At 36.3% G+C, this 24,434-nt stretch carries 25 protein-coding genes; 16 read left to right on the top strand and 9 right to left on the bottom strand.

The window, feature by feature from the left end:
• Positions 1-5: 5 nt before the first annotated feature.
• The 3 genes from VB118_12640 to VB118_12650 are packed head-to-tail and all read left to right on the top strand — an operon-like array spanning position 6 to position 1,626.
• Positions 6-512: a TIGR04002 family protein gene (locus VB118_12640; GenBank protein ID MEA4833449.1), complete on the top strand. Its 507-nt coding sequence runs from the start codon at positions 6-8 to the stop codon at positions 510-512.
• A 38-nt stretch (positions 513-550) separates the two neighbouring features.
• Positions 551-1,045 carry a flavin reductase family protein gene (locus tag VB118_12645; GenBank protein MEA4833450.1) on the top strand — a complete coding sequence of 165 codons (495 nt, stop codon included), beginning with the start codon at positions 551-553 and terminating at the stop codon, positions 1,043-1,045.
• A gap of 35 nt (positions 1,046-1,080) precedes the next feature.
• The gene (locus VB118_12650; protein ID MEA4833451.1) at positions 1,081-1,626 is read left to right on the top strand and encodes a hypothetical protein; all 546 of its coding nucleotides are present in this window, start codon (positions 1,081-1,083) and stop codon (positions 1,624-1,626) included.
• Between the two features lie 188 nt (positions 1,627-1,814).
• Here the strand turns inward: VB118_12650 and VB118_12655 are convergent, their stop codons facing one another.
• Positions 1,815-2,015 carry an alpha/beta-type small acid-soluble spore protein gene (locus VB118_12655; protein MEA4833452.1) on the bottom strand — a complete coding sequence of 67 codons (201 nt, stop codon included), beginning with the start codon at positions 2,013-2,015 and terminating at the stop codon, positions 1,815-1,817.
• A 563-nt stretch (positions 2,016-2,578) separates the two neighbouring features.
• Here VB118_12655 and sigK point away from each other — a divergent pair.
• The 4 genes from sigK (at position 2,579) to VB118_12675 (ending at position 4,598) form a co-directional block, all read left to right on the top strand.
• Entirely contained in the window at positions 2,579-3,265 is a 687-nt protein-coding gene (gene sigK / locus VB118_12660; GenBank protein MEA4833453.1) for an RNA polymerase sporulation sigma factor SigK, read from the top strand.
• A gap of 84 nt (positions 3,266-3,349) precedes the next feature.
• Positions 3,350-3,715: a spore coat associated protein CotJA gene (locus VB118_12665; GenBank protein ID MEA4833454.1), complete on the top strand. Its 366-nt coding sequence runs from the start codon at positions 3,350-3,352 to the stop codon at positions 3,713-3,715.
• A 4-nt stretch (positions 3,716-3,719) separates the two neighbouring features.
• Complete coding sequence (locus VB118_12670; protein ID MEA4833455.1) at positions 3,720-3,992, top strand: spore coat protein CotJB; 273 nt, start codon at positions 3,720-3,722, stop codon at positions 3,990-3,992.
• Between the two features lie 9 nt (positions 3,993-4,001).
• Positions 4,002-4,598: a manganese catalase family protein gene (locus VB118_12675; protein ID MEA4833456.1), complete on the top strand. Its 597-nt coding sequence runs from the start codon at positions 4,002-4,004 to the stop codon at positions 4,596-4,598.
• Positions 4,599-4,644: 46 nt separating this feature from the next.
• On the opposite strand, the gene VB118_12680 is transcribed toward VB118_12675, so the two are convergent.
• Entirely contained in the window at positions 4,645-5,556 is a 912-nt protein-coding gene (locus tag VB118_12680; GenBank protein MEA4833457.1) for a YegS/Rv2252/BmrU family lipid kinase, read from the bottom strand.
• Between the two features lie 8 nt (positions 5,557-5,564).
• Positions 5,565-6,317, bottom strand: a complete 753-nt coding sequence (locus VB118_12685) for an NTP transferase domain-containing protein (GenBank protein MEA4833458.1) — start codon at positions 6,315-6,317, stop codon at positions 5,565-5,567.
• A 138-nt stretch (positions 6,318-6,455) separates the two neighbouring features.
• Here VB118_12685 and VB118_12690 point away from each other — a divergent pair, with 138 nt between their 5' ends.
• Positions 6,456-7,559 carry a hypothetical protein gene (locus VB118_12690; GenBank protein ID MEA4833459.1) on the top strand — a complete coding sequence of 368 codons (1,104 nt, stop codon included), beginning with the start codon at positions 6,456-6,458 and terminating at the stop codon, positions 7,557-7,559.
• Positions 7,560-7,570: 11 nt separating this feature from the next.
• Here VB118_12690 and VB118_12695 read toward each other — a convergent pair whose 3' ends face one another.
• Both VB118_12695 and VB118_12700 read right to left on the bottom strand, forming a co-directional pair.
• A complete protein-coding gene (locus VB118_12695; protein MEA4833460.1) occupies positions 7,571-8,638 on the bottom strand; it encodes a peptidylprolyl isomerase in 1,068 nt (355 codons plus the stop codon).
• Between the two features lie 85 nt (positions 8,639-8,723).
• Positions 8,724-9,986, bottom strand: coding sequence for a diaminopimelate decarboxylase (locus VB118_12700; GenBank protein ID MEA4833461.1), 1,263 nt, complete (start codon positions 9,984-9,986; stop codon positions 8,724-8,726).
• A 224-nt stretch (positions 9,987-10,210) separates the two neighbouring features.
• Between VB118_12700 and VB118_12705 the strand changes: the two genes are divergently transcribed.
• Positions 10,211-10,957: a hypothetical protein gene (locus tag VB118_12705; protein ID MEA4833462.1), complete on the top strand. Its 747-nt coding sequence runs from the start codon at positions 10,211-10,213 to the stop codon at positions 10,955-10,957.
• A 1-nt stretch (position 10,958) separates the two neighbouring features.
• Here the strand turns inward: VB118_12705 and VB118_12710 are convergent, their stop codons facing one another.
• Positions 10,959-11,510, bottom strand: a complete 552-nt coding sequence (locus VB118_12710) for a class I SAM-dependent methyltransferase (GenBank protein MEA4833463.1) — start codon at positions 11,508-11,510, stop codon at positions 10,959-10,961.
• Positions 11,511-11,814: 304 nt separating this feature from the next.
• Here VB118_12710 and VB118_12715 point away from each other — a divergent pair, with 304 nt between their 5' ends.
• Complete coding sequence (locus VB118_12715) at positions 11,815-13,131, top strand: glucose-6-phosphate isomerase (GenBank protein MEA4833464.1); 1,317 nt, start codon at positions 11,815-11,817, stop codon at positions 13,129-13,131.
• A 117-nt stretch (positions 13,132-13,248) separates the two neighbouring features.
• Here the strand turns inward: VB118_12715 and VB118_12720 are convergent, their stop codons facing one another.
• From VB118_12720 to VB118_12730, 3 genes are read right to left on the bottom strand one after another with little or no spacing between them, the layout of a single operon-like run.
• The gene (locus tag VB118_12720; protein MEA4833465.1) at positions 13,249-14,181 is read right to left on the bottom strand and encodes a DUF4097 family beta strand repeat-containing protein; all 933 of its coding nucleotides are present in this window, start codon (positions 14,179-14,181) and stop codon (positions 13,249-13,251) included.
• Positions 14,178-14,768: a DUF1700 domain-containing protein gene (locus tag VB118_12725; protein ID MEA4833466.1), complete on the bottom strand. Its 591-nt coding sequence runs from the start codon at positions 14,766-14,768 to the stop codon at positions 14,178-14,180. Before VB118_12725 ends, VB118_12720 begins: the two co-directional genes overlap by 4 nt.
• Positions 14,749-15,072: a PadR family transcriptional regulator gene (locus tag VB118_12730; protein ID MEA4833467.1), complete on the bottom strand. Its 324-nt coding sequence runs from the start codon at positions 15,070-15,072 to the stop codon at positions 14,749-14,751. The genes VB118_12725 and VB118_12730 overlap by 20 nt, the downstream gene beginning before the upstream one ends.
• Before the next feature lie 311 nt (positions 15,073-15,383).
• Between VB118_12730 and VB118_12735 the strand changes: the two genes are divergently transcribed.
• The 6 genes from VB118_12735 to VB118_12760 all read left to right on the top strand — a co-directional run bounded on the left by VB118_12735 (position 15,384) and on the right by VB118_12760 (position 24,381).
• A complete protein-coding gene (locus tag VB118_12735) occupies positions 15,384-15,794 on the top strand; it encodes a hypothetical protein (GenBank protein ID MEA4833468.1) in 411 nt (136 codons plus the stop codon).
• Positions 15,795-16,742 carry a 50S ribosomal protein L11 methyltransferase gene (gene prmA, locus VB118_12740; protein MEA4833469.1) on the top strand — a complete coding sequence of 316 codons (948 nt, stop codon included), beginning with the start codon at positions 15,795-15,797 and terminating at the stop codon, positions 16,740-16,742. It begins immediately after the preceding gene.
• Complete coding sequence (locus VB118_12745; GenBank protein ID MEA4833470.1) at positions 16,678-18,702, top strand: DHHW family protein; 2,025 nt, start codon at positions 16,678-16,680, stop codon at positions 18,700-18,702. The genes prmA and VB118_12745 overlap by 65 nt, the downstream gene beginning before the upstream one ends.
• Positions 18,703-18,716: 14 nt before the next feature.
• Complete coding sequence (locus VB118_12750) at positions 18,717-20,684, top strand: DHHW family protein (protein MEA4833471.1); 1,968 nt, start codon at positions 18,717-18,719, stop codon at positions 20,682-20,684.
• Between the two features lie 168 nt (positions 20,685-20,852).
• Positions 20,853-22,430, top strand: a complete 1,578-nt coding sequence (locus VB118_12755) for a DUF3794 domain-containing protein (GenBank protein ID MEA4833472.1) — start codon at positions 20,853-20,855, stop codon at positions 22,428-22,430.
• A gap of 718 nt (positions 22,431-23,148) precedes the next feature.
• Complete coding sequence (locus tag VB118_12760) at positions 23,149-24,381, top strand: class I SAM-dependent rRNA methyltransferase (GenBank protein MEA4833473.1); 1,233 nt, start codon at positions 23,149-23,151, stop codon at positions 24,379-24,381.
• The last annotated feature ends 53 nt before the right edge of the window (positions 24,382-24,434 follow it).

A 24,434-nucleotide genomic window follows, 5' to 3' on the forward strand; every position in this document is an offset into this window, starting at 1 on the left:
TTATAATGAAAAACAATAACAATAAAATTAAGCTTCTGACTTATTCCTCGCTTTTTGCGGCAATAATCGCTCTCACAACGGCCTTTGTTAAAATACCGCTTACAAGCACCGGATATGTTCATATAGGTGATATGTTCATATATCTTCTCGCTTGTTTACTCCCTCTGCCTTATGCCATGTGCGCGGCGGCAATCGGCGGAGCGGTAGCAGATATAATAGCGGGATACGCGGTATATTCTGTTTTTACCTTTGTAATAAAGGCGCTTCTGTGCCTTGCTTTTACGTCAGCAACAGTAAGAATTCTCAGCGGCAGAAATATAATCGGATGCCTTATTTGCCTTATTATTACAACCGGAGGTTATTTTCTTACTGATACATTGTTGTTCGGTACGGCGGCTGCGTTGGGAGCTGTGATATTCAACCTGCTTCAAGCTGTTGTAAGCGGTGTGGTTTTTGTGGTGGTTGCAGGAATTCTTGATAAAATCGGTATAAAAAAGATATTCATGTTATAATATTATACCGTAAATAAAATTTATCGGAGATATTTTATATGAATAAAATTGATTTGACGAAAGCTCAATTCAACGCGTTTAATTCAATAGGCAATAATTGGATGATCATAGGCGCATGCGACGGAGAACGGAAAAATGCGATGACCGCAAGCTGGGGTGCTGTCGGTGTAATGTGGGGTAAAAATGTGTTCTACTGTCACATCCGTCCCCAAAGATACACATACACCATAGTAGAAAATACTGATATTTTGACATTATCAGTTTTTGACGGTGCATATAAAAAGCAGCTGTCATATTTCGGAAGCGTAAGTGGTAAGGATGAAGATAAGCTGGCAAACGGCGGATTGAATTATATATGTGATGATAAAAAGCTTTTCTTTCCCGACGCAAAATATATTTTTATCGGAAAGAAAATATATGCGTTTGATATTTCACCTGAATGTATTATTGACCCGGCAATAACCTCGCATTATACCCGTTCGGATTATCACAGAACATATATTTGTGAGATTCTAGAAGCGTTTGAAAAATAACCAGACATAATAATTACTGTATATTCGGAGTATATATGAAATTCATGATTGTCGCGCTTGTCGGAATGTGCGGAGCAGGGAAATCGGTAGCTGCAGAAGCATTTCAACGGGCAGGATGGGAAACAGTGTATTTTGGCGGAGTTACTATGAATGAGCTTTTAAAACAAGGTCTTGATAAAAACGAGACAAACGAAAAGTTAATCAGGGAACAACTCAGGCGTGAATACGGTTCGGCTGCTTTTGCCATTCTGCTTCGCCCCATAATAAAAGAGAAGCTCTTAAGTTCGAATATTGTTCTCGACGGTCTGTATTCCTGGAGCGAGTATAAAATTCTACTAGATGAATTTCCGGAAGACATAAAGCTTCTTGCTGTTGTGACCGACAGAGAAAAAAGATATGAAAGGCTTTCTGTCAGATCAGTTCGTCCTCTTTCTCCTGAAGAGGCAAGAAAAAGAGATTATTCCGAAATAGAAAATCTTGAAAAAGGCGGTCCGATCGGATTTGCAGATGTATATATAACAAATAACGGATCTCGGGAAGAATTTGATAGAAAAATATCAGAATATATAAAGACATTATAAATATGTAAAAACGAGCTTCATCAAATTGAAAAGCTGCTAATAATTATATATGAGGCGGTGTGACTGAAAGTTCACTCTGCCTCTTTTGCGTATTGATATGGCACGGAGCTTATTATACAACTTAATTAGCGATTCGAGTCAAAATAAAAATTCCGCCCAAAGGCGGAATTTTTATTAATTGATTTTTGTTATTTGCTAGATCTGAGGGAGTTTTCGGCTGTTTGGATCATCTTCTTAACCATCTGACCGCCGATGCTTCCTGCCTGTTTGGAAGTAAGATCGCCATTGTAACCCTGTTTCAGGTTAACGCCGACTTCGGACGCTGCTTCCATCTTAAACTTGTTGAGTGCATCCTTTGCTTCGGGAACAAGAGACTTATTGCTTGCCATATTAAACTCCGTAGTAATTATTTGTTTTGTGAGCTTTTCGGCTCCGCTTATATTCTGCGCAAATAATCATGATTTATGAGAGGTATTTTTTTCATTTTGGAATATATAATACCATTTATTTTTCCGTGGTACAATGTATAAAATCGAAGTGGTACAATGGGTAAAATCGCATAAATGAGGTACGAAATTACGTAATTAACATCCGGGTATAAAAATTGATATAATTTATGATCGAAATATACAATGATAAGTCGAAAAAAGTATTAACAGCATGTAAAATAAAACAATAGAGTAAACCACCGCATTTTTAATATGTATTCCTATTACAAAATATGATTAAGACTTTTCTAAACATTTTATTAAACTCAATTATCTTTTATTACTGTCACTCTCGTTTTTTTCATTTTTTATATTGCTTTTTCATACTTTACGGTATATAAGCATAATTTAAATCTATATAAGAGATTATTATAAAATAATGGAAAAATCAGAAACAACCGCCAGAGAACAACATATAATATTATGAAGTATTGATTATATTATTTGATGAAGCGAGGGAAGAGATGCTGTTATCCACGCTGTTTTCCGTTTTAAAATGCTTTTATTTAATATATTTAAGGGTAATGGGAAACGGCGCATTTCCGCCGGTCCTAAGCTCCGAAGAAGAAAAAGAATGTTTTCGATTATGTAAAAACGGAGACGAGAAAGCAAGAGGAAAATTGATTGAACACAATCTCCGGCTTGTCGCTCATATAATAAAAAAATATTATACAAGCTACAAGGATCAGGAGGATTTAATCTCTATAGGTACGATCGGACTGATAAAAGCAATCGATACATACGATCCTGAAAACGGTACAAAATTTGCAACATATGCCGGCAAATGTCTGCAGAATGAAATATTGATGTATTTCCGCTCTCAAAAGAGGCTTTCTGCGGAAACATCAATAAATGATGCTATTGAATTCGACAAAGATGGAAACCCATTGACATATCTCGACATAATGTATGTAGAAGACGATTATGCCGAGCTTGTTGATATGAAAACAAAAGTTGATCAGGTGAAAAAAATAATAGTATCCGACCTTGATGAGAGAGAAAAAAATATAATAATAATGAGATATGGTTTATCAGGATGCAGACCGGTTACACAAAGAGAAGCCGCGGAAAAGCTTCATATATCGCGTTCTTATGTTTCAAGAATTGAAAAAGCCGCATTGGAAAAGATCCGAAGAAAGATAAAATCATAAAATACATCATCAGCATATACTGATATTAAAAGCGCGTGAGATTATCTCACGCGCTTTTAAAAAAGCATATAAGGAGAATCAAATTTGATAAATAATTATAAATCGCGCGCAGCGGGTGGCATCGAAGCGGATCCTTCAAGACGACCATATTTAAGTGATGAACTGCGCGATGAAATAAAAAAAGACACTGAGATGACGTATGCTCATATAGCGCCTAAAATGTCGGGATATCAGGCAAAACGTGAACATACACGTGTCGCCGCACAAATGAACAGCGAATGTATGAACAGAAACAAGAACAGCGAATTTGATCTGGAGTTCGTTCCGGCTATTTCATATGTGCCATGGCAGCAATGGAGTGAAATAATGGATCCGCAGGAAGGTTTAATGAATGGAACCATATTTTACGAGCTGGTAAAGCCGTTTAAAGGGTACCAGATAGGGAGATGATTAAATGATCAGAAACATGAATCAAAATATGAACGACTTGAAAAAAGAACTTTGTTCGGTTTCATTTGCCATGTTTGACATAATGCTTTTCCTTGATACGCATCCGGATTCCAAAGAAGCATTGCAGGAATACTGTCTTTTAAGCGAACGTGCAAGAACAGTAAAAAAAGCATATGAAGAAGCGAGCGGCATGCCGATTACTGCCGACGATGCATGTATACATGATGAGTGGAAATGGGTAAATGAACCATGGCCATGGCAGATGTCGAAAGGATGAGGTGTTAATATGTGGATATATGAAAAAAAGTTACAATACCCTGTAAATATAAAAACTCCGAATGCTGCTTTTGCTAAAGTTATTTTAACACAATATGGAGGTCCGGACGGTGAATCCGGAGCCGCTTTGAGATACCTTTCGCAAAGATATACTATGCCGGATGGCAGAATCATTGCTTCCTTGACCGATATAGCGACAGAAGAACTCGGTCATATGGAAATGATTTGCGCGATAGTATATCAACTTACAAGAAACCTATCTCCCGAACAGATAGTCGCCCAAGGCTTTGATACATATTTTGTGGATCACACAACAGCATTATGGCCACAGGCTGCTTCAGGAACTCCGTTTTCGTCTGCGACTTTTCAATCAGCAGGCGATACGATAACTGATCTTCATGAAGACATGGCTGCTGAGCAAAAGGCAAGAACAACATATGACAACATATTAAGACTTGTGGATGATCCGGATGTTATAGATCCTATACGTTTTCTGAGAGAAAGAGAAGTCGTACACTTCCAGCGCTTCGGTGAATCATTAAGAATAGCTCAAGACAATCTTGACTGTAATAATTTTTACGCTATAAACCCTGAGTTTGACAGATAGAAATTAACAAAAAGGCCCGTGGTATTTGCCACGAGCCTTTTTTATGTCATGTAATAAAGGTTATTTTTTTATCGCAAATACCTAATACCGCGTGTTTATATTCGCCGGCAAATTCACCGTCGTTAGTAAACGGAACAGGATAATCAAATTCAAGCTCAATATGACTTGTTTTAAAGAAAAACACACCATTACCATCAAAAGTTTGCGAATCTATCGCGTTCAGAATACTTTTCCAGTCTGAAATGCTTTGAGGATTTTTAACAAGAAGAACTTCAAATTTACCGTCATTAAGCGAAACCTCATCCGGCATCATTTTGATAATTCCGCCGACAGACAATGAATTCGATATTCCCCCGAAAATAAAATTATCTTCAATTTTCAGTTCACAGCAGTCAACTTTTGCATGTATAGGCTTAATTTTTCCTACGCTTTTAACTCCGTTGATCGTATATGCAAGATATCCGAATTTATTCTTGAGCTTTTGAGGAGTCGCATATGATACTTCTGTAAAGGCACCGAAAGATGCAATATAATTAAAAAATATTTTTGCCGGACCGGAGCCGCGTTCCTTTATATATCCAACATCATGAATTTCCGACCTGCCTTTAAGAATATGGCGGGTCGCAGCGGGAATGTCCTTGGGCAGATGAAGTGTCCTGGCAAAATCGTTGGTCGTCCCGCAGGGAATATATCCGACAGGAATGTTTTCATGTCCGGCGGATATAAGTCCGCTAAGCACCTCGTTCAGTGTTCCGTCACCGCCGCAGCATACGATTAAATCATAATTCGCCGCTTGATTTACAACAATTTGGGTGGCATCTTTAGGGGCAGCAGTAGTAAACACATTTACAGCGTAGCCGCCTCGTGTAAGAATATTAAGGATCTCATATAACTTTCGTTTAGATTTCATCTTGCCTGAACGCGGATTAACAATAAGCAAGGTTTTTCTTTCGGCCATAATTATACTCAATTCTTATATGAATTAGTGCTCAATCGAGACTTCAAGACTCCTTCTACTCTATAAAGATCAGCTTCGGTATTTACTCCGAATATCTCAAATTCGTGTTCACAGGTAACAGCGCCGACTTTCTCGCCTTCGTTTAGTAAAACAGCCGGAACATCAGTGAGATAGACTTCATGCTTCTGATTATTTCTCATTATTTTTTCAAGAGCGGGAAATAAAAGCTTGCTTTTGAATATGTATGTCGCGGTATTATATTCACATATTTCAAGCTGCTCAGAAGTGCAGTCGCGATTTTCGACGATTTCTGAAAGATTACCGTTTTTATCACGCATTATTCTTCCGAGCGAGAGCCCCTTTTCACCCATACATGACAGTACCGTACAAGCGTTGTTGTTTTCCTGATGAAATTCCAACAGCTTTTCGGCTGTGCTTCGCAGAATCAAAGGAGTGTCACCGGCAATGACAAGAATGTCTCCGTCATAATCAGCAAAAAAATCCTTCGCGCATAAAGCCGCGTGCCCGGTCCCAAGCTGCTCTGATTGGACGGCAAAAGAATAATCCGGCAGCGAATTTATGATCTGATCCTTTTCAAATCCCACAACAATAACTATATCATTTATATCAATAAAGCCGATTGTGTCTAAAACATATTCTATAAGAGGACGTCCGAGAGCGGTTCTCATTGCTTTTGGTATATGTGTGATTTCTGAGTTAAGTCTTTTTCCCTTGCCGGCAGCAAGAATTATTGCTTTCATTTGATTTTCCTTTCGAAATAAAAAAAAGTAACATAAAAACCTAGTCTTACATAAAATAAAGTAGAAAACGGTTAAAACATATAAACCATACGGAAGCAAACGTAGAAAACGACATAACTTCCGGGAACAGGAATAAGTATGAGAGCTATTTGTGTTGAAGTAAAGGGCGGCGGAGAATATTTCGCATCCTCAAACACAAAAAACGGATTCGTCAGCAGATTTGACAGCATTTTTTTCAACGGAGAGTTTGACAGAATATTAATATTAAAAGGAGGCCCCGGAACAGGCAAATCCAAGCTGATGAAGGATGTATCGAATATTATGAGAGCAAAAGGATATGTGACAGAAGAATTTCTTTGTTCATCAGATATCCGCTCGTTTGATGCTTTGATAATACCAGAAATAAAATCGGCTATTATTGACGGTACTTCACCTCATATGGTGGATCCCATATATCCCGGCGCTGTGGACAGCATAATAAATCTTGGTGAATATTGGGATACAGAAAGCTTAGTTAAAAATACAGAAAAAATAAAAGCTCTAGCGGCGGAAAAACAGTTATATATAAAACGTGCATATAAAATGCTTACGTTAGCAGGCGAAGCCGAAGGTGCTGTCTCGGACATTATATCACACAAGTTATCTTTTGACAAGATGTCTGCTGCCGCAAAACGTTTTTTTTACAACGATATATTTGATAAAAACAATAATATTACAAAAAGCTGTAAAATTAGACTTATTTCTGCAATAAACGATCATGGATATATCCGAACGGGCTCATATGAATCTAAAGCGCAAAAAAAATGCATAATAATCAATGGTTCCGGATGCGGTCATCTTTTTTTAACCGAATTATGCAAATTGGCAAATTGCGAAAATACAGATTATATTATTTCATATGATTCGCTCTGCCCGGAAAGAACGGACGGAATTTTATTTCCATCGGCGGCTTTGTCCGTAACTATACGTGATGATCAAAAGTCATGGGAAAAATACCACGGCATCCCGTATAAAACAATCAATATGAAAAGATTTACAGATGCCAGAGAACGTAAAAAACATAAAAATATGATCAGTTTCATTACAAAGCTGGAATCGTCTGCAATCGCGGAAGCAGCTAAAAATTTCAAAATTGCCTCCGAGCTACACACACAAACCGAAAAAATATACATATCTGCGATGGATTTTCAAAAGAAAGAAAAGCTCACGGACGAAATCATCCGTAAGCTTCTCAACACTTGATAAAATTTAATTTAATACACTGTGGTCGGAGATATTTTATCATATATATCGGAATATTTTACTGTTATGCTTTCTTTTTTATCATTCACCAATTCCTGATAAAGTGTTTCATAATATCCGGAAACCCAATTATTATAGCTGTCAGTATATCCGTAAAGAACCTTTTCCTTCATTGATTCGCGCGTATCAGCATTTAAAGGAACACGCATGACAATATGGCAACCATAACTTGTTGTAAATGGTTCGCTGATACCGTTGATTTCAAGTGATTTCACAGTGTTATAAAATTCGCCGACCATATCTCCCTCAGTAAAATGATAGCCGTTAGGATTTGCTTTCATACCTTCGATATCATCGCCCACTGTAGTTGAAAGAGTAATGAAATCTTCACCGTTCTTTATACGTTCACTGATTTCATTTATTTTTTTTATTGTCTCAGGGCAATTGGTTGCATCCTCGCCCTCTGCATAAAGGAAAAGGATATTATATGCGGCATAATAATTTTTTTCAAAATAATCCGCATATTCTTCATCGGTGAATTTCATTGTCCCGTTGTCACCGTAATAATACTGATATGCTTTATATGTCAATGCAGACGTCTTCGATAAATCATTATACAGCTCTGGAGTGAGATAATTTTCAGCAAGCTTTTTATTGAAAGCATCTTCTCCGCCGTAATATTCGACGGCGCTGGCGTAATTGTCAGTAATATCCTTATTGTCCGTCTCGTCAAGTGTAATTTTCAACTCATCGGCCATAATCTGCATAACATATTGACTCACGATGTTATTTTCAACATATGAAAGGAGATCTGCCGCTTTACTGCCATCGCCATCCCAATAAGTACGATCTCCCTGATCATTGTTGTCACGTGAATACAGATAATAATATCTATATTCATCAAATGAAACCTTTTTATCTCCGATTTGCATAACATATTCGGGAACGACCTTTTCGCCGTTTACAAGAACATATCCGCCATCAACTTTTTCGGAGCAAGAGAGCAGTGATAATGCCGGTGCCGATATCATAAGAGCGGTCAGCAAAAATGTAAATAATTTTTTTATTGTAATCTTCAAAGCGTTACCTGCCTTTAAATTTTAATATCATGATATAATTAAACTGTGAAAGTCATATGAAGCAAAAGAAAACCAAAGGTGAACATTATTGATTTTTAAAAATTCCTGTCACATCGAGAGTGGAGAAATAGTCTTCTGGAGTTTCCGCGCGTCGAATAAGAGTAAAGGATTTATCGGAACGATACAGTATTTCAGCTGAACGGAGCTTTCCGTTATAATTATACCCCATCGAAAAACCGTGCGCACCGGTATCATGTATATATATGATATCTCCTATATTTATTATCGGAAGAGCACGATCTATGGCAAATTTATCGTTGTTTTCACATAATCCTCCGACAACATCATAGACATGATCACATTCGGCGTTTTCTTTGCCAAGCACCGTGATATGATGGTAAGCTCCGTACATAGCAGGTCTCATGAGATTAGCGGCACACGCGTCAAGCCCGATATAATGCTTATACGTATTTTTATAATGTATGGCACGCGCCACAAGAGCACCGTAGGGTCCGAGCATAAATCTGCCAAGCTCAGTGTATATTGAAATATTACCCATACCTGCGGGTACAAGAATTGATTCAAATTCTTTTCTTACGCCCTCTCCGATTTTCATTATATCATTTTCCGGATCTTCTGGTCTATACGGAATTCCGATTCCGCCCGATAAATTTATGAACGTAATATTCGCTCCTGTTTCACGCTTAAGCTCGACCGCGAGGTTAAAAAGCTTTGAAGCAAGAGCAGGGTAGTATTCGTTTGTTTTTGTATTGCTTGCCAAAAACGCGTGAATTCCGAATTCCTTAACTCCCAGTTTTATCATCTTTTTAAAGCCTTCGAAAATCTGCGGACGGGTGAATCCGTATTTCGCGTCTCCCGGATTATCCATTATATTATTGGATATTTCGAAATATCCGCCCGGATTGTATCTGCAGGACATTTTTTCCGGCAGCTTAAAAAGATTTGAAACAAAGTCTATATGAGATATATCATCCAAATTGATTGTACCGCCAAGCTCATGAGCAAGAATATAATCTTTTTCCGGAGTCATATTTGATGAAAACATAATATCATTACCGGAAAGCCCCAGTGCTTTTGCCATAAGCAATTCTGTATACGAGGAACAGTCTACTCCGCATCCGGAATCTGTAAGGAGCTTTATAATGATAGGATTCGGTGTTGCTTTTACGGCAAAATATTCTTTAAATCCTGGATTCCAAGAAAAAGCTTTTCTTAAACGCGCAAGATTATCAAGTATGCCTTTTTCGTCATATATGTGAAAGGGAGTCGGATATTTTGATGCGATTTTTTCTGCTTCGTCTTTTGTAATAAACGGTTTTTTCATTATTAGGATAACGCCTTTCATAAAGTATCAAACATGAGTAAATATTTTATACTGTTTTTTTATTATTGTCAATATAGAAAAATTATATAAAAATATATTCAATACAATAGGGTGGGATTGACATTGAATACCGACGGTGTTATAATTAACTTTGGCAATTGTTTGCAATAGCTACTGAATTTTATAAACATATATTATTTAAATAAAAACCGGAGCATTCAGATAAAATGGAGAAAACAGTAAACTTTCACGCCAATGGCGAAAAATCACGTTTTAAAGTGAACAATTATCTTTGGGGATATTTAATATTCTGCATATCGGTTTGCGCCGCCTGGGCTATCGCATCATACATTTTATTTTCAAAAGGAAAAATAGGTTATGCGATGATTCTCCTCGCATTATTCGTAATAGGTCTTATTTATACGATTCTTTTGGCAAGGAGAACAATTGATTTTCAAAGGTTGATTGTATTAAAGAGTTCAAGGCTCGCAGCGTTCAGATTATCCGGTAAAAATGCTTCTTTTTCTGGAAAAATCGCGATTAAGAAGCAAGGGAACGACGATATCAGAACCATTTCCTTGTTTTGCGTCTTCTGTATTATTATAGGATCGGGATTTTGGATCTTAGGCAGCAGCCCAATTACATTCTGGATAATGTTTACTTATGCAGTAATTGCAATGGCGTCATGTATAATAATTCGGACTATTCGCACCGGACGTAAAAAGGAAAACAGCGGCGTCTTCCTTTTCGGAGATTACGGTATTTATGCAAACGGTACATATTATTCACTTACAGACATAGGAATTGGCAAAGTAAATGGATTTTTCTCCGAAAAAAACAACCTTATTGTAATTTCATATATTAATAAATTTCTCAGTGAGAAAAAACCTGTATATGTAACTGCCTTGATTCCGGAAGGCTTTGAGGAAGACGCCAAAAAAATCTGTGATTTCTACGCATCTTACGAGAGCTGATTTATTTTTTTTCTATCGAAATGAAAAACGGTGAAGACGGTGAATTGATTATTTTAAAGCATCCGACGCAGTATATCTTTCTGTCCAATGTCTGCAGATGCGAAATGAGCATTTCGCCTTCCGCGGTTCCTTCCGCATGACCGGGATATACCGCAATAAGCAATATGGCGTCATTTCCCAACAAATTGATTCCGGCATTAACGGCAGCCAGTGTTGACGCACGCATGGTTGTGATGCTCTTGTCTCCTCCTGGTAGATATCCCAGGTTAAATATTCCCACGCAAATCGGTTCTTTTACATATTGCTCAATATTTGCGTGTGAATCACAAATAAGTGTATAATTATTATATAATGCTTCCTTTTGAAGAAGAGCGCGGGTTGAATCAACTGCGATCTTTTGTATATCAAACGCGTATACCTTTCCTTCAATGCCTATTGAGTCGGAAAGATATAATGTATCATGTCCGTTTCCCATCGTAAAATCTACAGCTACGCCTCCTTTTTTAAGATGAGGAGCAACAAAGCTTTTTTCAAGAGATATCAAATCAATCATTTTATCACCTTTCTTTGACTTACATTATACACTCATAATTATAATCTTTCAATAAAATTGTATATTATTAACTCGGCATTTAAATAATTACCGCTTAAAGAGAGAAAAGACTCTGGTATATGGGCTTTTCTCTCTTATAAAACACGACTTATTTAAAATGCTGTATAATAACTGTGCACAGCATTCAATATAGTAAAAATAAACGCATAATATATCATATTTTGTATAATATATTCTTGAATTAAAGATAAAAACGATGTACAATGTAATTTATAATCTATTTAAGGAAAGAGAATAATTAAAAATGTCATTGAAGTTAAACGCAGAATATTTAAGACAGTTTATAACCGAATCAGAATATGAAAATTTTGAGAGTCCCACAATAACAGCAGCAAAACGTCTCCAAGAAGACACTGAGAAGTGTTCGCAGCCAGTCGGCTGGGTTGATCTTCCAAAAACTTTCGATCGTGAGGAATTTGCACGTATAAAATCAGCTGCGGAAAAAATTAAAAAAATATGCGAAGTTTTCGTTGTAATTGGTATAGGCGGATCATATCTCGGGGCAAGAGCGGCAATTGAATTTATAAAAGGCGAAAACCATAATGTTTTCAGCGGCGAGTCACCTGAAATTTATTTCACAGGTAATTCTATTGATTCCGACAGCATATATGAGTTGCTCGAAATATGCAAAAATAAAGAAATAGCCATAAATGTTATATCAAAATCAGGAACAACTACAGAGCCTGCAATTGCGTTTCGCATATTCAGAGAACTTCTTGAAAATAAATACGGTAAGGACGGCGCCAAAGAACGTATTTATATAACAACAGATAAAAAGGTTGTTCCCGGCACCTTGAAAGAATTCGCCGAGAACGCGGGATATGAAACCTTTATTGTACCGGACGATATCGGAGGAAGATACAGCGTGTTGAGCGCAGTCGGTCTGTTGCCGATTGCCGTCGCCGGCTGTGATATTGATCAAATAATGAGAGGCGCTCTTGATGCATGCAAAGACTTTGATAACTTTGATTACGCATCGAATGATTGCCTCAAATATGCGGCAATAAGAAATATATTGTATTCAAAAGGAAAGAGCATAGAAATTTATTGTGCATATTCAATGAGCTTCAGATATATTGCGGAATGGCTCAAACAGCTTTTCGCCGAAAGCGAAGGAAAAGACAATAAAGGTATTTTCCCAGCAAGCTTGATATACACAACAGATCTTCATTCGCTCGGACAATATGTACAGGATGGCAAAAGAATACTATTTGAGACTGTAATTCTCACAAATAAGCCTCGTCATGATATTTCAATACCAAAAGCCGAAAACGATATTGACGGACTTGATTACATTTCCGGGCGTTCTCTCAGCTATGTAAACAGTAAAGCGTTTTTAGGAACCGTACAGGCGCATTGCAGCGGAGGCGTCCCCAATATAATAATGGAGCTTGATTGCGCCGATGAAATGAATTTCGGATATATGACATACTTTTTCGAAAAAGCATGCGCAATATCAGGTTATATACTCGGTATTAATCCATTCAATCAGCCTGGTGTTGAAGAATATAAACGTAATATGTTTATTCATCTCGGAAAACCGGGTTACGAGCATAAATAATGTTTAAATAACAGTAAAATAATTAATCCGGGCATTGATGGTTGAAACTTTAATGAAGTTACTCCGTTTTATGCCCGGATTATTTACGTGTAGTTATAATTATTTTAGTATATATTCTTATTTTGCAAATAATATCTCAATATTACCTGTAGAAGTTTCAGCCGATAGTGTATATTGGCCGTTGAAATTTATACCGGTAAGATTATTTTTACCAGTCGATGTTTTGCTTGTAATTTGATATTCTGTTATGTGACGGTTTATATTTCCTTTAATTTTACCGGTTGATGTTTTAAAGTCAATATCTTTTCCGTCAAGATCAGTGAATACAACATTACCAGTTGAACATTTTACTTTAACAGAATCAGAGGAAACAGAATTCAACGAAACATTACCCGTCGATGAAATTGCAGTAAATGAATCTACGATAATATTTTTTGTGTCAATATTTCCGATTGAGCACTCTGCATTGAACTTTGACGAGACGATTTTCTGAGCCATGATACTTCCGGTTGCGGAATTCATATTTATTTCAACTGCGTGCAAATTTTCAATGTTGATCTCTCCTGTGGAATTCTTTATCATAATATTGCCGTCAGAAGAAATATTGCTAACTGTTATAGTACCGGTTGCAGCTTTTAGTGTTATATCTCCATTCATTTTATCAGGAATAAGCACATTTATACAATTATTTTTATAATAAAAATTGAATCGAATATAATCATACCATTTACGGTATACTCTGTTAAGGTGTAATGAGACAATGTCCTCTGTATACTCGAATGAATGGGTTTGATTATCGGAGTCATAGTATTTCAAATGAACAAGGTTATCTTCAGAAATACCTATTCGTATATCTTCTATATCGGTTATGATTTGGAGAGAACATCCTTCGGAGACATCAAAATCCTTGATAATTTCTGTGTATTCTTTATCTGTGTTCAGAAATTTAAAATTAAAATTAGTTGAAATAAAAGCTCCAATTACGCAGATAACTCCTAATGTCATTAAAATAGAAAAAACAGTAATTATTACTTTGTTGTTATATTTCATATTAGCTCTCTGCCTTTTATATTGATTTTTTGCCATATACTTTTACATAATTCAAAAGAATATATGACCATGTGTTTTATAAGCTTTATTATTGGAACGAATATCAGGACAGATATGGCAGCACATATTAAACCGCTTCCGAGAATTAAAAGAGCAAAAGCGCTGTTTGAAGCCATATTTACAATAAAGAAAACTACTGATCCTATGCAGACAGCAATGAATGACAGTTCAATTGCGCATATTGAAATTATGACTGCCCATACGACTACATATAAAGCAATTATTAATGAAAAAAGCGCAAGAACGAACGCAAGCCAAAGCGGTGATCCGAGTATCAACAAAATTATAGTCAGCGGGTTGTGTTTGGGTTTTATCATTCCGCGTTCCAAGGCGTCTGACATAATTGATTCTTTTATATTAGAAATAGATGCGAATTCTCCGATAGCCTCTGCTTCATTCATACCAGATTCGATTTTATCGTCAATTAACTCGCTATAATATGCTAAGTACCGATCACGTTCCGTTTTTTTTAATCTAAATAAAGCTCGTTTAAGTGCTTTAATAAATTCATCTTTTCGCATCTTCATATTCTCCTTTAATAAATTTATAGGTTTTCATAATACTGTCCCAGTTGCATAGAAATTCCTTGATTTTTTCCATTCCTTCATATGAAATCGAATAATACTTTCTTAATCTGCCATTATGCTCGGCGGAACGCACGGTCAGACATCCTGAGGTTTCAAGCCTTTTTAATATAGGATAAAGAGTTGACTCCGAAATTTCGATATGAGGTTCAATATCTTTGATCAATTGATAGCCGTATGTTTCGCCTTTAAGCATTGCAGCTAACACGCATATCTCCACGACTCCGCGTTTGAGTTGAATATCCATTTAACCAATCACCTCCGACGCATAATACTATATCACGCATAGTAATGTGTGTCAAGTGGTATCAAAACTTTTATTAATATTTTATAAAATTTATTATATGATTTATAGCAGTTATTGCTTTTCAAATTAATAGACGGAAGCGAAAAACATAATATCTTCACAAATATAAAGCAAAATACTCAATATAACATATCAATCCTCTTTTTGCCGTAATTTATAAAAATCATCTAAAAGCTATTGAAATATTCGTAAAAACAATGTAGAATATTATCAAGGCGGGTGTAAGCTCGCGAAGAAAGGTAATAAACGACATGATCAAATTAATTGTCGGACTTAAAGGCACCGGAAAAACGAAGCACCTTATTGAGCTTGTGAATCGTTCCGTGGAAACCTCTCCGGGGAATGTAGTATGTATCGAAAAAGGCAACAAGCTGATATTTGATATTCGTCACCAGGTTCGTCTTATTGATACCGAAGTTTATTCTGTCGACAGCGCCGATTCGCTCTATGGACTTGTCTGCGGAGTGCTTGCGGCTAATTATGACATAAAGGATGTTTTTATTGATTCCGCTTTAAAGATATGCGATGAAAAGCTTGATGAATTTACAGAGCTTATTGCAAAACTTGATGCAATAGCAGGAAATTTTGAGATAAATTTCGTCATAACATCTTCAATTGCGCTTGACAATCTTCCTGAAAAATTGAAGGGTTATTTGATATAAGTGAAATATCTCACAGCTGTTATAACACTTCCGCATGAATTTGTGGAAGAAACTGAAAATCTTCTTGTCGTTAACGGCTTTTCATATTTTGAAACACATGACTTTGCCGATCTTGATGCTGTGGCCGGACGTATGTTTTATGATTACATAGACGACAAGCTGATTAAAACAAAAAACGCTTCTGCGGTTATAAAAATCTATCTTTCTCTTGATGAAGAAGGGCAGAAAGCGTTTGATTTGATAAAAGATATCGTGATACCTTCTTCTTCCGGAGCGTCTAAAACTGTTCTTACCTCTGAAAATATCGATACTGCCGACTGGGAAAATAACTGGAAGGAATTTTTTCATCCATTTAATGTGGGAAATTGCTTTACGGTTTCGCCTACATGGGAAAAGCCTGCTGTTCCCGTGGGGAGAGCTTTGATAGAGATTGATCCCGGCGGAGCCTTCGGAAGCGGAACACATGCCACTACACGACTCTGCCTTGAGTTATGTGAAAAATTCGCACCGAACGCCAAAAAAATCCTTGATATAGGATGCGGAAGCGGAATTCTCGGAATAGGCGCGGCTTTGGTTTCAGATAATGCTCAGATTGACGCAGTTGATATCGATCCTGTTGCCGTAAAGATATGCAAAGAGAATTTCATACAAAATCACATTAAATCCGATCGTTACCGGATTTTCTGCGGAGATGCGACAGAGGACGACGCTTCCGCAATAAAGCTGAGTGAAAAATATGACTTGATATTCGCGAATATTGTCGCCGGAGTTATAATCGAACTTGGCTCCTTCTTTGCAAATAAATTAAATAAAAAGGGGAAACTTATTGCTTCCGGAATCATTACCGAAAGAATGAATGAGGTCGTGGAAGCGATGAAAGCATATGGCTTTGAAAAAGAAGACGGTCTTTCGCTCGAGGGCTGGGAGTGCATTGTTTTCTCACTTTGACATATCGCTGTCCGGTTCTAATTATAACTTAAAACCTTTAAATTATAAAATAGCAAAACAAGCGACAGCGTTTGCGTTGTCGCTTGTAGTTTTGCTTACAGCAGGATTTACTTCATGCGAATTTTCACATAATACCGAAAATGATAAAACAGCTGACATTGAATCAGTTTCGCTCACAGATATCAATTTTTCCAAAACCGAGGACGCATCGCCATCGATGAGCGATGATAAGCTATCGGCAAAAGCCGCGGATTTTTTAAACCTGAATAATTATTTCTATAATTATAAAACTCCTTGTTTATTTATAACTCCTCCTTCTAAAAAGGGAAGCGAAGCAAGAGCCAATAATAAAGCTGTTGAAACTTTGTTAAAAAGAGAACACGCTGACACACTTGACCTTTCTGATATTTTCGATTCATCTGATGTTCAACAGTATTATCACGGAACAAATATTACGACATATGAAGCATCAAGGCTTTTACTCGGCAGGATTTCATTAATGCTTTTTGATGAATATGTTTTAATGAGAGGATATACTGATAAAAAGCTTGCTGATTCTATTGTTGAAAACAGTGTCATGCTTAAAAACGAAATGGGCGAAAATTTTAATTTCATGAACCTTCATTTCAGAAAAGGATATAACTTCAAAGTCGAAAAAAAAATCAGTGAATCATCAACAGCTTCCGGTTTATTTGACGAAGTGATAATTTCAACAGATAAGACCAATGAAAACAATTTATCAAATCTATTCTTTTGCGGAGACGCCGCATTGATTCATGTATCAAATCCCAACGGGATAGGTAATATAACCGTTATTCACAACGGCAACGACTATTCAACTCTTTCATTAATGGCTCTCTATTTCGCAGATATGTACATAATAAATATAAATTTATTAAAGGAGTCGGTGCTTAATACAGTTAAATCATATATAAATGCTTCGAAAACCGACCTTTGCATATCAATTATAGATGTTAACAGCGAATATCCCGCATTTTCAGATATAACTTATGTAATGAACGATTACAAAGATAACGGCAATGCTTCAACAATCAGAGATTATGACAAGGTATTACAGGTAAGATACGATTATATCGATCCTTCGATATATCTGCCGAATGTTAAAAAGCTATCAGACTTATGTGAGAAAAAAGGTATTAAGTTTTCATTTGTAATTGCTCCTTTTAAAATACTCGAAGGCAAAACCGTCCTTCCGAAATATTTCAAGGATTACACAAATAAAACTGCCGATGATTTTATATCAAAGCTTACGCAAAACAATATAAATTATCTCGATATCAGACAGGCATTTCTTGATCCCAAAGTCGATACATCGAAATTCTTTTTGAAAACCGAACATCATTGGTCTCATACAGGAGCATTTTTCGGTTATTCGGTTCTTCTTGATTATTTAAAGGACTCTTTTTCAATTGACATCAATAAAAACGGATATTATTCCGATTTATCAAATTATAATATTGAACAATACAAAAATTCAATGTATTCTTATTATGCAGACGGATTAAAAATGAGCTTTACTGGTGCGGATACCATAACGCTTATTTATCCCAAGCAGGAAACTGATATAAAACTTACATACAGTTATAATACCGTCAGAGAAGGCAATTTTAGAAAAGCAATTTTCGATCAGTCCTATTTGAACAATCTGGATACCGTAATACAAAAGAGATATCAATGCTATCTGGGTAATGATACGGATATGGTAGTTTTAGAAAATGATAATGCGGAAACTGATCAGAGTATACTTGTTATTAAGGATTCATTTGCTTTGCCGGTTGGTGCATGGCTGTCACAGAATTTCAAAAAAGTAACTTTGTTTGACACAAGGTTTATGAAAACAACCGCGACAAATTTCTTAAAAGACAATGATTTTGACATTGTTATAGTATTATACAATGCTTCATTATTTAAAATTGCTCCTGCTATGTTTAAATTCTGAGAGGATATTGTAATATGAAAAAAGCCATTTCGTTTATACTTATCGTCTGTATCGCTTTCTCCTTCAGTTCATGTATATCTGAAACCCCACATTCATCGGAAACAAATACGACAACCAGTAATGAAAACACGGTTTGTATTAATGAAAACGGTGTATTTACATTGAATTGCGCGGCGGATCTTAAGCAATATAAAATCGATGTAGCTAATTTATATAATTATTTATATAATATTAAGAAGCCTCTTTTATATGTCAGCATTCCTGTCAAATCCCAGAGCTATGGGCTTAACGACGCGACAGCGGTTAATAAAGCCGAAATGAAAAATCTTATCGATTCACTTTTTATTGATTATCTTGATCTTTCACATTCGTTTGATACATCTCCCGGTGATTATTACTATAAAAATAATTGCTTGTATACGGCAAACGGAAATTTCCTTATATATCAGAAAATAGCTGAAAAGATCGGATCATATTACAGCATTCTTACGGACATAAAAGATAAATCACTTATAACGGACGGATATAATCTAAAGACTCTATCTTCTGCCGCTCCGGCTCCGAAAGAAGCAGAAAGAGAAGATTATTCCTATTACGTTCCCAAGGGATCAAATAATTTATCTGTATCATATTATAATGATCGGAATCAAACTTCAAAAATAAGCGGAATTTTTACAAAATCAATCGCACTTGAGATAAAATTTCATACCGAAAGCGAAAGTTATGATGCTTCTCTTACGGGAGAAAAGCTCATGTTTGAACGCCATTACGATTATTTTACAGTTTCGAACGCTGCTAAAACAAACTCCGCGATCATATTGCATAATCTAGACGATCTATCAATTATTTCACTTATGTCTCAATGCTTCGGAAAAATCACTGCAATAGATGTGAGAAACATAAGCAATGATAACCTGATTACGCTGCTTGATTCTCTAGACGCCGATGTATATATTTCTCTCGTGGATGAAAACAGAGCATATCATAAACCATACTATAAAAGTTCAGAAACGATATCAAATAACGCTCTTAAAGAAAACAGCAGCGCTTATCCTTTTAAAGATAACAACAGAATGCTTCAGGTCGCGTATAAAACATCCGAAATTAATACAGCGCTCGGATACATGAAGGATCTCGTTAAGGTTCTTAAAGAGAAGGGAACTGATCTGTTTTTTGTCCAAACGCCATTTAAGGTTCTCGAGAATGAAACGGTTTTACCCGAAGGAATAACAGATGAAACAAACGAGACAGCGGACAGATTTCTTGCAGAGCTTGATAAAATTGGTGTAAATATTCTTGATCTGAGACAAAATCTTAAAGAAAGCGGAATGGACACGTCTGACTTTTTCTTTAAAACAGATCATCACTGGACGCATAGAAGCGCTTTTTGGGGGTATACACAAATAGTAAATGCTCTTCGGGATGATTGGGGTCACAATGTAAATCCTGATGGGTATTATACTAATCTCGACAATTTCGTCGTTAAAGATATAAAAAACTGCTATTTCGCTCATTTTGGAACATATTATAATAAGTTGTTCGTCGGATTGGACGACATAACGTTAATCTATCCAAAATTCGAAACAAAATATACCTATATGAATAATCAAAATGGCAAAATCATAAATCGCAGCGGCAGCTTTTTTGATGCAATTTTAGATTCTTCAACTATGAATTATAACGAAGAGCCCGTAACGTCTACAAGATATCATACATATATAAATGCGTCATGTCCGTATGTGGAAATAACTAATGAATCTGCTCCGTGCGATATAAATTTATTGATTGTAAAGGATTCGTTTTCTCTTCCGGTAATTGCGTGGCTGTCTCTTAATTATAAACATATAACTGTGTATGATGCCGCGCAGAATACACAATTCACTCTTTATCAGCTTTTGGAAAAGAAAAGTTTCGATATGATGCTTATGATTTATAATCCGGATATATGTTTTGTGCTTCCGCGTCAGTATAAGTTCAAATAGTTTACTTGGATACCACAATAATGATTTGAAAAATCTTATTATTGTTGTTTACCATTGCACTTTAGGAATGCCAGTATACACAATTTATAAATTCCGCCGATAAGGCGGAATTTTTTTGCTTATATCCGAATAAGATTTATAAAAAAGAATTCTTGAAAGGATATTGACATGAATAAACAACTGACATCCGCGCCTTCAAAAACTGAGGCAGGTATATTAGATACCGTATTTTCATCTGATGCAAGATGCAGAATTGAATCGGAAGCTGTGCTGCCTGATTATAAACCGGACATAAACAGAATTCTCAGCGTTGAAGCACGTCCGAGAATATCACACAAAGGCGCATATGAAAAATCAGGAATAGTAAACGCTGAAATAGATGGTGTTTGTGTTTTCAATGTGATATATTCAACAGAAAAGGAAGACGGATATTATTCTTTCACTTTTTTCAAAGACTTCCGACAGGATTTTAAATCGACGCTGTCAGACGTTAATTCTCATGATTTTGAAACTATCTCGCTTGTTGCAGAGGCGCTTCCTTCTGAAACCGGTGGCAGATTGCTTGGGCCGAGAAAAATCGTATTAAAAACAGAATGTATTGTATCAGTTTCTCTTAAGGCAAATAAGAGAATCGAATATTACAGCTCTGTCTCGCTTCCTGAAGCTGAAACCATTTCAAAGAAAGCAAGTATGACAGCTTTGGAGTATTCGAGTGAATATGAAAGCTCAATCACAGAAACATTAAACCTTCCGGCTGAATATCTTCAAATAAGAGATATTCTGGATTGTGACGCCATCGTATACCCAAAAGAAATAAAGGCTTCAGACGGTAAAATTTCTGTTATAGCATGTGCTGATATATATGTAATGTATTCACCTGATTCATCAGAGGACAAAAAGCCCATTAGTTTTGTCCAGCCGATAGAGTTCAGCTTCACACGTGATATTCTGGAATGTACGGCTGATGACTCGGTCATTGTACCGATGATGTGTACATATGTGAAATATACGGCAGAGGCGGATAATTACGGAGATACAAAAGTAATCAAACTTGAGATAGGCTATAAAGCAGACACAAGCATCATGAGATCTATGATGCTTGAGTGCGTGAGTGATATGTATTATCCAGGAAAATCATGCGATACAAAAGCGGGACATATTCTCGGTGAGAAAATTATCGGATCATTTATAGAAAATGCTCAGACCACAATTGATATAAGCGCGCCGGAAGGAACAACATCCGCCGATGCGGTAAGAGCAAGATGTGTATATAAAGAAAGCACAACCGAAAACGGTAAAATATCGGTTAACGCAAAGCTTTATACAAAGCTTCTCGTATCAGGTGACAACGGTCAGATGTCTCCGGTGGAATCAGAACAGGATATAAAATTCTTTATCGGAGAAGAGCCAAAAACCGATAAAACGAACGGTGCGATGCGAATCGAATTAATTGGAGGCGTTACATCTTCAGACTGTACACTCGTATCCGGAACTGTTAAGGTAAGGTGCGATATTTCAACATTAGCTATTGTTTATGAACAGGTCGATGAAGAAATAATAGATAACGTGAGCTCTATTCAGGAAAACGCACATCAACCGGAAAAAAATGAAATGGTGTTTTGCTATCCTGAACGCGGTGAAACATTATGGGATATAGCAAAAAAATATTCTGTTTCTCAAGCAGTTATTACAGAAATGAACCATTTTGATGCAAAGCTGCTCCCTCAGGTAATCAGAATAAATTAATCAAATTCAATATTTCTGTATATTTGTAACGCGGAAACAAAAATACCACTTAAAATTAATTGTTTTATAAGTCGAAGCCACCACAACACCGGAACAGTCAGCATGCTCATACCTGCGCAATCCGTTTAGTAACACAAGCACGCATGGAGTTTGTGGTGTCTCGACTTGTTTAAACCGAACGATGTAATGGAAGGATTGCTGACTGTGTTTACAGACATGAGTATTCTAAGAAAAAATGTCAGTCCATTTTACCATTACATTATTGCATAGGTATGACAAATATATTATAACAAAGAGAAAAGCTTATATTGCAGAGCTTTTCTCTCTTTATGCGGTGACTATTTTATATATAATATGGTGCTAATGAAATAATATTAACTTAATCTTAACTGATAAAAAACTGCGACAATTAAACTTGCAATTTTTATTATACATCTCTTTATATAATATTTCTTGACACGGCTATTTTTTAATGATAATATAAAATCGAATTATAGCGACAATAAAAATTGAATAATTACAAGTATAAAAGCTTTATTTATGTGGTAATAAATACTCAAATATGAGAAAAGGCTCTGGAATATGAGCTTTTATATAAAACAACTTTTTTAATTGCCGTTTTAATTATATGCGAGCTTTTTTATTTCAGCAGAGATACCCATAATGAGATCAATACATAAAATTATACTTAAAATATGATCAGAAAGAATTATAATAAATGAAAAAACAGAGAATATTCCCTTCGGCAATTGTGACAAAAAAAGCAGAAATATCAATTAAATCCGGGCATCCGTGGGTTTATGATACAGAAATTATTTCTTCGGACGAATGTGGAAATGGTGAATTAATTGATGTTTTTTCTCAAAAAAGAACGTATCTCGGAACAGGTCTTATAAGCGTGAAGAGTAAAATCAGAATCAGACTACTTTCCGACAATACGAATGAAGCCTTTACAGATGAATTTTTTTCACGCAGGATAAAATATGCGCTTGATTACCGCCGTACAGTTATGGCGGATGATTATAAATGCTGTAGGCTTATATTCGGAGAAGCTGATGGGCTTCCTGGATTTACGGCCGACCTATATGACGGAATCATTGTGACTCAGATGCTGTCCTTCGGTATGGAAAAGCGCAAGGAAATGCTTTACGGCTTGTTAATCAACCGGGTAAAAGAATTCGGAATTGAGCCAAAAGGGATATTTGAACGTAATGATGTCGCTATCAGAGAACTTGAAGGTCTTGAACAGAACAAAGGCTGGTATGATTTTGGGCCGAGCTTTCAACATCCTGAATCGCCGGTTGTGACAATATGTGAAAATGGCGTAAATTATTACGTTAATGTTGAAAACGGACAGAAAACAGGTTTTTTTCTGGATCAGAAATATAACCGTCTTGCCGTGGCAAAAATCTCATCCGGTAAAAAAGTGCTTGACTGTTTCACTCATACGGGATCTTTTGCCTTTAACGCGCTTCGGGGAGGAGCAGAGCATGTCACAGCCGTGGATGTTTCCTCCGCGGCAATAGATATTGCAAAGGCAAACGCAACTTTGAACTCATATGAAATAAACACAAAAATCGATTTTGTATGCGCAGATGTTTTTGATCTGCTTCCGGAGCTTGCCGAAAAGAAGTCCGATTATGATTTTATAATATTGGATCCGCCCGCTTTTACAAAAAGCCGAAAAACAATCGGAAGCGCGGAACGGGGTTATAAGGAGATAAACTACCGTGCCATGAAATTGCTTCCGCGCGGCGGTTATCTTGCCACATGCTCATGCTCGCATTTTATGGAGAATGAAATGTTTATTAAAATGCTTTTAGACGCCGCTTGCGATGCCAATGTCAAACTCAAGCTTATCGAATCAAGAAGACAGTCTCCTGATCATCCTGTATTGCTTAATGTTCCGGAAACCGATTATCTGAAGTTTTACCTGTTTCAGGTTGTTTGAGTTTTATAATAAAAATCCTGTGCTGTTCAAATAAATAAAAAACATATAAATAA

Source organism: Oscillospiraceae bacterium, from assembly GCA_034925865.1.
Taxonomy (GTDB): Bacteria; Bacillota; Clostridia; order Oscillospirales; family SIG627; genus SIG704.